The 10,180-nt window shown below is 32.4% G+C and carries 9 protein-coding genes; 4 read left to right on the forward strand and 5 right to left on the reverse strand.

Going from position 1 to position 10,180, the window contains the following annotated elements; genetic code table 11:
• Positions 1-30: 30 nt before the first annotated feature.
• Positions 31-363, reverse strand: a complete 333-nt coding sequence (locus AC4FQ3_RS19740) for a MerR family transcriptional regulator (RefSeq protein ID WP_042563965.1) — start codon at positions 361-363, stop codon at positions 31-33.
• Between the two features lie 47 nt (positions 364-410).
• Complete coding sequence (locus AC4FQ3_RS19745; protein ID WP_073397228.1) at positions 411-1,388, reverse strand: M23 family metallopeptidase; 978 nt, start codon at positions 1,386-1,388, stop codon at positions 411-413.
• 257 nt (positions 1,389-1,645) lie between these two features.
• Here AC4FQ3_RS19745 and alaS point away from each other — a divergent pair, with 257 nt between their 5' ends.
• Positions 1,646-4,282 (forward strand): alanine--tRNA ligase, encoded by a 2,637-nt coding sequence (alaS, locus tag AC4FQ3_RS19750; RefSeq protein WP_491183000.1) that lies wholly within the window; start codon positions 1,646-1,648, stop codon positions 4,280-4,282.
• Between the two features lie 39 nt (positions 4,283-4,321).
• Here alaS and AC4FQ3_RS19755 read toward each other — a convergent pair whose 3' ends face one another.
• Positions 4,322-4,501 (reverse strand): hypothetical protein, encoded by a 180-nt coding sequence (locus AC4FQ3_RS19755; RefSeq protein ID WP_491183001.1) that lies wholly within the window; start codon positions 4,499-4,501, stop codon positions 4,322-4,324.
• A 39-nt stretch (positions 4,502-4,540) separates the two neighbouring features.
• Between AC4FQ3_RS19755 and AC4FQ3_RS19760 the strand changes: the two genes are divergently transcribed.
• Complete coding sequence (locus tag AC4FQ3_RS19760; RefSeq protein WP_491183002.1) at positions 4,541-4,918, forward strand: GxxExxY protein; 378 nt, start codon at positions 4,541-4,543, stop codon at positions 4,916-4,918.
• Positions 4,919-5,088: 170 nt separating this feature from the next.
• Here the strand turns inward: AC4FQ3_RS19760 and AC4FQ3_RS19765 are convergent, their stop codons facing one another.
• Both AC4FQ3_RS19765 and AC4FQ3_RS19770 read right to left on the reverse strand, forming a co-directional pair.
• Positions 5,089-6,834 carry an ABC transporter ATP-binding protein gene (locus AC4FQ3_RS19765; protein WP_042563968.1) on the reverse strand — a complete coding sequence of 582 codons (1,746 nt, stop codon included), beginning with the start codon at positions 6,832-6,834 and terminating at the stop codon, positions 5,089-5,091.
• A 180-nt stretch (positions 6,835-7,014) separates the two neighbouring features.
• The gene (locus AC4FQ3_RS19770) at positions 7,015-8,112 is read right to left on the reverse strand and encodes a M12 family metallopeptidase (RefSeq protein ID WP_491183003.1); all 1,098 of its coding nucleotides are present in this window, start codon (positions 8,110-8,112) and stop codon (positions 7,015-7,017) included.
• A gap of 167 nt (positions 8,113-8,279) precedes the next feature.
• On the opposite strand from AC4FQ3_RS19770, the gene AC4FQ3_RS19775 reads away from it, so the two are divergent.
• Both AC4FQ3_RS19775 and AC4FQ3_RS19780 read left to right on the forward strand, forming a co-directional pair.
• Positions 8,280-9,113, forward strand: a complete 834-nt coding sequence (locus tag AC4FQ3_RS19775; RefSeq protein ID WP_491183004.1) for a hypothetical protein — start codon at positions 8,280-8,282, stop codon at positions 9,111-9,113.
• Positions 9,114-9,207: 94 nt separating this feature from the next.
• Complete coding sequence (locus AC4FQ3_RS19780) at positions 9,208-10,167, forward strand: GSCFA domain-containing protein (protein WP_491183005.1); 960 nt, start codon at positions 9,208-9,210, stop codon at positions 10,165-10,167.
• Positions 10,168-10,180: the final 13 nt, after the last annotated feature.

Here is a 10,180-nt window from a genome sequence, read left to right on the forward strand (position 1 = left end):
ATTTAAGTTTATTTCTAGTTTTTGATATTATTATAATTCGTTTTTAATTTCTGTTAATTGTGTTTTTATGGTCTCTAATTTACGTATTATTTCGAATTTATCTAATGTTTTCTTTTGTCCTTCCTTCAAATGCGTTTTGGCACCTTCAAGCGTAAAACCACGTTCTTTAACTAAATGATAAATCAATTGCAGGTTGGTAACATCTTCCGGCGTAAACATTCTGTTGCCTTTGGCATTTTTTTTAGGTTTCAAAATGTCAAATTCGCTGTCCCAAAAACGTATCAAAGACGCGTTGACATTAAAAGCCTTGGCAACTTCGCCAATGCTGTAATATCTTTTATCTTTAGAAAGTTCAATGTGCATGATTCTTATTTTTCTTATTTATTCCAAAATTACTACTTTTTATAGTATTAATCTAATGACTGGTTTTCCTGATTTGCCATATGTGAAATAGCAACGTATTCAACCGCCGAGATATTTCCGTAATAAAAATTAAGCGGATTCACGACTTTTCCATCTTTATGTACTTCATAATGACAATGTGGTCCTTCAGATCTTCCTGTGCTTCCAACAAATCCAACAATATCGCCTCTTTTAACATGTTGTCCGGCTCTGCAATTGTATTTGCTTAAATGTGCGTACAAACTCTCATATCCAAAACCATGCCTGATCACAACATGATTTCCAAATCCCGAAGCTGCGTCATCGGCTCTTGCGACAACACCATCACCGGTTGCATAGACAGGAGTGCCTGTAGGGGCTGTGAAGTCCATTCCGTTGTGCATTTTTCTCACTTTCGTGAAAGGGTCAATTCTATATCCAAAACCTGACGCGACACGTCTTAAGTTTTCATTTCGAACTGGCTGAATGGCAGGAATTGCCAGCAACAGATTTCCTTTTACGCTCGCCAGTTTCAAAATTTCGTCTAATGATTTTGACTGAATTGCCAATTGTTTTGAAAGTTTATCAATTCGTTTTGTTGTATTTAATACCAATTGCGAATTGTTGTAGCCTTCCAAATCCTTATATCTGTTGATATCTCTAAAACCCGCTTTTCTAATAGAATCCGGAATTTCTGCTTTATTAAAATAAACTCTGTAAATATTGTTATCTCTGTCTTCAAGTGCCTCGGTGACAGCATCAATTTCATCCATTTTTTTATTCAAAATAGCATATTGCAATTTTAAATTTTCAATTTCACGTGCCTGTAAACGGTCTTTTGGCGTTTCGAAGTAAGGAGTGTTAATTAAAAGTACAAAAATGAAAAATCCAAAGAGCGCCGCAGCCAGCAAAAACAGTAATGCATAACCGATTTTGATTCTTTTTCTGGTTTTTATTTTCGTATAAGCCAGATTTTCTGAGTCGTAATAATATTTTACTTTCGCCATATTTTAAAATACCCTATTTTTGCAGCTTGTAAAATAGTTTGTCGAACAAATTTAATAAATGTTTCAGTTGTTGACAGCTTTTTTCAAGAATAAAATCAATTAGATAATTGACACAATTAGATAATTAGATAATGTATGAATTAGCTTATTTATTGTTTAAGGCAGTAAGTTTTTTAGTTAAAATTATCAGATTATCAAATTGAAATATTCAGTAATTTTCTAATTGACACATTATCAAATTGTCACATTAATAAAATATGAAATCACAAGACGTACGTAAACAATTTCTAGACTTTTTTAAGAGCAATGGACATTTAATTGTTCCTTCTGCTCCAATCGTTCTTAAGGACGATCCAACTCTTATGTTCAATAACTCGGGAATGGCCCAGTTTAAAGAATATTTTTTAGGAAACGGAACACCAAAAAGTAAAAGAATAGCCGATACGCAAAAATGTCTTCGTGTTTCAGGAAAACATAATGACCTTGAAGATGTTGGTTTTGATACTTATCACCACACAATGTTTGAGATGTTGGGAAACTGGTCTTTTGGAGATTATTTCAAAAAAGAAGCAATCAACTGGGCATGGCAATTATTGACAGAAGTTTATAAAATCCCAAAAGAAAATCTTTATGTTTCTGTTTTTGAAGGAAGTAAGGAAGATAATGTTCCGTTTGATCAGGAAGCTTGGGATATCTGGAAAACATTAATCGACGAAGACCGAATTATTCTTGGAAACAAAAAAGATAATTTCTGGGAAATGGGAGATCAGGGACCATGCGGACCTTGTTCTGAAATTCACGTTGATTTACGTCCGGAAGCTGAAAAAGCATTGGTTACAGGAAAAAGTCTGGTAAATAACGATCACCCTCAAGTAGTTGAAATCTGGAATAATGTATTCATGGAATTCAACCGTAAAGCGGATGGATCTCTTGAAAAACTTCCTGCACAACACGTAGATACCGGAATGGGATTTGAGCGTTTGTGTATGGCTCTGCAAGGAAAAACATCAAATTATGATACAGATGTTTTTACTCCGCTTATCGAGAAAGTAGAACAAATTACAGGTTTAAAATATACATCTGATGAAGTAAAAAACATCAGTGAAGAACAAAACAAAACCAATATTGCAATTCGTGTTGTGGTAGATCACGTTCGTGCGGTTGCCTTTGCAATTGCTGACGGACAGTTGCCATCAAACACAGGAGCAGGTTATGTAATTCGTAGAATTCTGCGTCGTGCTATTCGTTACGGATTTACATTTTTGGGTACAAAAGAACCTTTTATCAATAAATTGGTTGAAGTTCTGGCAAACCAAATGGGAGAATTTTTCCCGGAAATCAAATCGCAGCAACAATTGGTTACCAATGTAATTCGTGAAGAAGAAGCTTCTTTCTTGAGAACTTTAGATCAAGGATTACAATTGTTGGATAATGTAATTGCTCAAACTAAAGGTTCTGAAGTTTCTGGCGCTAAGGTTTTTGAATTGTACGATACCTTTGGTTTTCCAAAAGATCTGACAGCTCTAATTCTAAAAGAAAAAGGTTTTTCATATAATGAAGAAGAATTTGAAGTTGAATTACAAAAACAAAAAACACGTTCACGCGCAGCATCTGAAGTTTCAACGGAAGACTGGACGGTTTTGATTCCAGGAAATGTTGAAACTTTCGTAGGTTATGATCAAGTAGAAAATGACGTAAAAATCACCAGAATTCGTAAAGTTGATTCTAAGAAAGACGGAATTCTATACCAAATCGTTTTAGACAATACACCTTTTTACCCGGAAGGTGGAGGACAGGTTGGTGATAAAGGAACTTTGATTTCTGCAAACGAAACGATTGAAATCATCGATACTAAAAAAGAAAACAATTTGATTTTGCATTTTGCAAAACAATTGCCTGAAAATATTGAAGCTGGTTTTGTGGCAAAAGTAAATAATGATTTAAGAGGTTCAACTTCTAAAAATCACTCTGCTACGCATTTAATGCATTTGGCTTTAAGAAACCTTCTTGGAACTCACGTAGAGCAAAAAGGTTCATTGGTAAATCCGAACTATTTGCGTTTTGACTTTTCGCATTTTTCTAAAGTTTCAGAGGATGAATTACGTCAGGTTGAAGAAAGTGTAAATGCACAAATTGAAGCACAATTGCAATTGGTAGAACACAGAAATATTCCGATTAAAGAAGCATTAGATAAAGGTGCAATGGCTTTATTTGGAGAAAAATACGGAGATAATGTTCGTATGATCGAGTTTGGTGAAAGTAAAGAGCTTTGTGGTGGAATTCACGTAAAAAACACGGCAGAAATCTGGCATTTCAAAATCATTTCTGAAGGTGCAGTAGCGGCTGGAATTCGTCGTATTGAAGCAATTACGGGTGATGCAGTAAAAGACTTCTACCAAAATCAGGAGAATACTTTATCTGAGATTAAAGAAACTTTAAAAAATCCACAGGATATTTTAAAGTCAGTAGCTTCTTTACAGGATGATAATGCAAAACTGAAAAAGCAAATCGAGCAATTGCTAAAAGAAAAAGTAGGTGCTTTAAAAACTGAATTAGAAAAAGATTTTCAACAAATAAACGGCGTAAATTTCCTTGCAAAACAAGTAGATTTAAGCATGGCATCGACTAAAGATTTGGCTTCTGCTTTAGGAAGTTCAAAAGCTGATTCTTTTGTGTTTTTAGCTTCAATTGAAGATGGTTTGCCAAATATTCATTCTTATATCTCTAAAGAATTAGTAGCAGCCAAAAGCTTAAACGCAAATGCTGTTATTAAAGAATTAGGAAAATACATTGAAGGAAACGGAGGAGGACAGCCTTTCTTCGCATCCGGAAAAGGTAAAAATGCAAATGGAGTTGCTGAGGCTTTGGCTAAAGCAATCGAGTTTGTGAAGTAATTTTTTAATCTCGCAAAGAGGTAGAGTCGCAAAGTTTTTTTAAGCTTTGCGGCTTTTTTTTTGCAGAGTGATTAAAGTGGTGTTTTTTATCGCGCAAAGACGCAGAGTCGCAAAGTTTTTATAAGCTTGTGGCTTTTTTTTAGTAGTTTTTTTGAATCTTGTAAAAGCGCAAAGAAAAATTAAAACTAAACCCTTGTTTATGTAATATTTTTCTTTCATTAAATGGATTTTTTCCTTAAATTTGATTAAAATTTGAAAATGACAGAAAATGAAATTTCAGCTATCGTAGTCGATATTTGTTACAAAATGCATGTGAAGCTCGGACCAGGTTTGTTAGAATCAGTTTATGAAGCAATTCTATTCTACGAATTGACTAACAAAGGATTATTCGTCGAAAGACAAAAAGCACTTCCCGTTTTTTGGGATGAAATTAAACTTGATATTGGTTTTCGAACCGATTTGATAATTGAAAATAAATTAATTTTAGAAATTAAATCAATTGAAAAAATAACAGAAGTTCATGCAAAACAAATTATGACATACTTGAAAATTACAAAAATGAAATTAGGTTTGTTGATAAATTTTAATGTGCCTTTGATTAAGTTTGGTATTACAAGAATCGTTAATAATCTTTAAATTAATAAGTAAAAATATTTAACGAATTCCAATCAAAAACTTTGCGACTCTGCGCCTTTGCGCGATTTTTATTTAAACTTAAAATATAGAAAAAGAAAAGCCGCAAAGCTTTAAAAAAAAACTTTGCGACTCTGCATCTTTGCGAGATTATTTTTTGCAGCTAATAAAACTTATTTGCGTTCCCCAATTTGCTGACGCCACATAGCATAATACAAACCTTTTTCAACAATCAAATCCTCATGCTTACCTGATTCGATAATTTTACCTTGCTCTAAAACAAATATTCTATCAGCATGCATTACAGTTGATAAACGGTGGGCGATTAAAACAGTGATTCTGTTTTTATCAGATATATTTCTAATTGTTGCGTTGATTTCTTCTTCGGTTATAGAATCTAATGCAGAAGTTGCTTCATCAAAAATCAACAAATTCGGATTTCTTAAAATAGCTCTTGCGATTGATAAACGTTGTTTTTCTCCACCCGAAACTTTGATTCCACCTTCACCAATTGTGGTGTTTAAGCCATCTTCGGCACGGTTTAGTAATTTTTCGCAACTTGCTCTTTTCAGAGCGTCGTAAACTTCTTCATCAGTTGCATTGGGTTTTACAAACAATAAATTTTCACGAATTGTTCCGGAAAATAATTGTGCATCCTGAGTTACAAATCCTAATTGTTTTCTTAGGTCTAATAAATCAATATCAGTCGAATCAATTTCATTATAAAGCACTTGTCCTTCTGCAGGTGTGTATAAACCGACTAATAATTTTACCAAAGTTGTTTTCCCGGAACCAGACGGACCAACAAAAGCCACGGTTTGTCCTTGTTTAATTTCAAAATTGATATTTTCAACAGCTTTGAATTTTGCTGTTTTATGCTGAAAACTTACATTAGAAAAAAGTAACGATTGAATTGCTCCAACATGCTTTGGATTTTTTGGGCGGAATTCTTTTGGAGCACTTAGTAAAATTTTGAAATTTTCCATTGAAACTTTTGTTTCATTCAATGCAATGATAAAATTTCCTAATTCCTGTAAAGGTCCAAAAATGAAAAAAGTAAAAAACACCATTGTCAACAAATCGCCTACAATAATTTTTCCCCCAAATAAGAAATAATATAAAGTAAAAACAACACAAGTTCTTAAAAAGTGAACTGTTGTTCCCTGAATAAAACTTAAACTTCTGATAAAACGGATTTTTTGTAATTCAAGCTGAAGGATTTTAAACGTATTTAAATTCAAACGTTTTTCTTCCTGATACGTTAAGCCAAGACTTTTTACAAGTTCGATATTTCGTAAACTTTCGGTTGTAGAACCCGCTAAAGCGTTCGTTTGATTAACGATTTTTTTAGATACAATTTTAATTTTTTTACCTAAATACGAACTTACTAAAGCAATAATTGGAGCCGTTACCAAAAAAATAAGCGAAATACGATAATCAATTCGGGCAACATAAAGAATTACAAATATAAATCCGATAACGGTTTGAAAGATTAAAGAAATAGAAAGCGTAATTAATTTTTCAGAATCAATACGTACTTTGGTTAATTTGCTTAAAGTTTCACCACTTCGCTGATCTTCGAATTCTGCATAAGGTAAATCGAGTGATTTTTTAATTCCGTCAGTATACATTTGCGCGCCTGTTCGCTGAATAACAACATTGGTAAAATAATCCTGAAAGTTTTTGGTAATTCTGGAAATCATTGCAGCACCAAGCGAAAGTCCTAACCAAAAGGACAGAGATTTAATGAATCCAATTTCGTTTCCTTTGTATTTATGCAGTCCAACACCGCAATCCTGCATTAATTTACCGGTAATAATAGAATCTGATAAGCTGAAACAGATGTTAATAGCAGCCATAATCAAAGCAAAAAATAGTAGCATTTTATGTTTGATTATATAAGAATATAATAATTTCATAGATGAATTTAGATTTATGGAAGATGCAAAAGTAGTGAATAGTTTTGCTTAATAGATCGGAATTTTTGTTATTAAAAATGTAATTATTTATTATGGTTCAAATTCCATTTATCTCCACTAAATAAAAAAAGTCCAACAGAATTTTAAACCTGTTGGACTTTTTTATTAGAAGAATTAAGTTTATAATTTTCCAGTTTTAGAGGACCACCTTACAATACCATTATGAATTAATTGAAGATTGCCATCATCTTGTAAATGCAATGTTGCTCCGGGAAACCCAGTTGTATTACTTGTCCAGGTTATTGTTGTAGGAAGGGCACTAAGTTGTGCGCCTTTAATTATAATATTTCCAGTTGTTGATTCGAAATAGCAACTCGGTTTACGACGATAAGAAGAATTTCCAACTTCCCAAATTACTTTGTTTTCATCTAAATCAATAACTTTTAGAAGGCCTGGATCAAATTCTAGCGAATATCTTCCATTAGGAGATTTTATACGTTTATCCCAAGGAAGATCGTTTATACTTTGTCCAGATTCTAAAATAGATACTATCGGAAACGGGTACCACTTATTTATTGACTTTATATCAATTTTTGATAATTCGGTTTGCTCAGGTATACCAACTCCATCAGTTGTTAGAGAAGGATCTATATAGTAATGCATTATAGATAAAGGGTCATATGTAGTATAATTTGTTTGTTCAGGACTTTTTATTACAAATCGATCTACTTCTTCTTTAGACCATTCACTATAATATTGATATACCTTTGATAAATTCCAATTAATCTGAGCTATTGGACTTGCGTTTTCATGGATAAGTCCCAATGCATGCCCAAATTCATGTAATATCGTTCTTCTTGAGGAGGCCTCATCACCTGTTAAAGTACCTAAACGCATTGTTTGTCTGTTTAAATCGCCATAAGCAGATTTCATTCCTAATTCTGACCAAGCGCCGGGAGTACCTATTTGGAAACCAATTCTAATATCTGCATATTCGTCTTTAGTTACATATTCAAATTTAAGATTTGCATACAAAGTCCATTGTGCTGCGATTCTTTTTACTTTTTCCTGAGAAGCGCTATCGCCGTCTAGAAATTTAATTTTAATAGTTTGGCCCGGTTTCCATAACGGCCATTGTAAAATTGCGGCATCAGGCTTTGAAATGAAATCATCTTTTGAATTTATTAGATCGAAAGTGCACATATCTACTTCATTTTGTTGAGCGCAGGATGAAAGTCCGAATGCTAAAAAGACGATTATAATTTTTAATCTTTCCATGGTTTGCGGTTAATCAAAGTTAACACGCAATTTAATCATCAAAAGATTATTTCAGATACGTAATTTTCAGATATGTCTTAAAGTGTTATAATTATGTCGTATTGTGTTGATTGCTATTTGATAAAAACATGTAATTTTCATGATATTAATCTTCAAACCAAACTATTATGAAAACCAAATTACTTTATTGTTTAATAGCTTCTGTAGCATTAATCTTTGCTTCCTGTACAAATGATGATGATATTGATAATAATAGTTTGATTCTACCAAAAACAATGACATATAGACATCAAGACAACACAATTTATCAAACTGCAACTTTTACTTATGATAGTAATAAAATTGTAAGTATTTCTAGTGAAAAAAGTTTGATTGAATTTATTTATGATGGTAATCAAATCGTAAAAGAAATTCAATACAGCAGATATGAAGGAAAGGAAACCAAATATTATGAAATACTATATACTTACTTAAATGATAAATTAGAAACAGGTGTGTTAACATTTGGTAGTCAATATCAATATGATGGTAAAAAATATATGTATTCTTATAACGAAGATGGCACAGTTAAAAAAGAAACATATGATACTGATATAAAAACAGGAAAACAGTCAGAAAATTATAGTACAGGTATACTAACGTTTGAAAATGGAAATTTAATAAAATCTGTTTCCAATTGGGGGGATAGACCCTATATTACTACTTGTCGTTATGAATATGATGTAAAAAATAATGCTTTTAAGAATGTTTTAGGTCTTAATTTATTGCTAGATCAGGCAGATTTTAGTTCTGAATTAAACTTTTTTTCAATAAATAATATTAATACATTTAATGTTGTTACAAATCTGGTACCAGGAACTGATCCAAAACTGGCAACGATTGCTTTTGAACCATTTCGTGATACTATGAATTATGAATATAACAAAAAAGGTTATCCAACTAAAAGAACAACGTATGATTATAAAGGGGATATAAAAGAAACAATCGAATACACTTACTAACCAAAAAAGTTTATTTTCATACAAGCCAAATACTTTCTGTATTTGGTTTTTTTATTGGCGAAAATTGGTGAAATTCGTGTTTAAATAAAAAGCCATGCAATTTAGAACCCAAATCCCGCTTTCAAAAACCAATAATCCAATCGATTATAATTCGAAAGTACTTTCTTTTGGTTCCTGCTTTGCAGAGAACATGGCCGATAAATTTGATTATTTTAAGTTTCAAAATGAAACAAATCCATTCGGAATTATTTTTAATCCAGTTTCGATTGAGAAAATAATCGACAGAACCGTTCAGGAAAAATGGTTTACAGAAAAAGATGTTTTTTTTTACAATGAACGCTGGCATAGTTTTGATGTACATTCTGACTTAAGCAATTCAGACCGACAAGAACTACTGGAAACTCTAAACAAGGCGATTTCAGAAACCAATAAAAAGTTAAAAGAAGCAACCCATATCATTATTACGTACGGAACGTCCTGGATTTATAGAAATCTGGAAAGTGAACAAATCGTTGCGAATTGTCATAAAGTCCCTCAAAAGCAGTTTTTAAAAGAATTATTATCAGTTGATGCAATCGAAAAAAGTATTCAAAATACCATCAATTTAATCCAAACATTAAATTCGGATACAAACTTCATTTTTACCATTTCACCCGTTCGCCATATAAAAGACGGTTTCGCAGAGAATCAATTGAGTAAATCGCATTTGTTTGCTGCACTTCATCAGGTTCTAAAAACTCATAACTCAAAACTCATAACTGCTAACTATTTTCCTTCGTATGAAATCATGATGGACGAACTTCGCGATTATCGCTTTTATGGAGAAGACATGCTGCATCCCAATTCCGTTGCAATTGATTATATCTGGTATAAATTCAGTGAAAATTATATTGCTGAAAACGCGATTTCGATCATGAATGAAATAGAAGAAATTCAAAAAAGTTTGCGCCACAGAAGCTTTAATCCGGAATCAGAACAGCATAAGAAATTCTTAGCCAAACTTCAGCAAAGAATAAATATTTTGGGAGAAAAACTACCACACATTAGATTTTAAGTGTAGTTAGCGA

The sequence above is a fragment of the Flavobacterium sp. AK-345 genome (assembly GCF_058310175.1).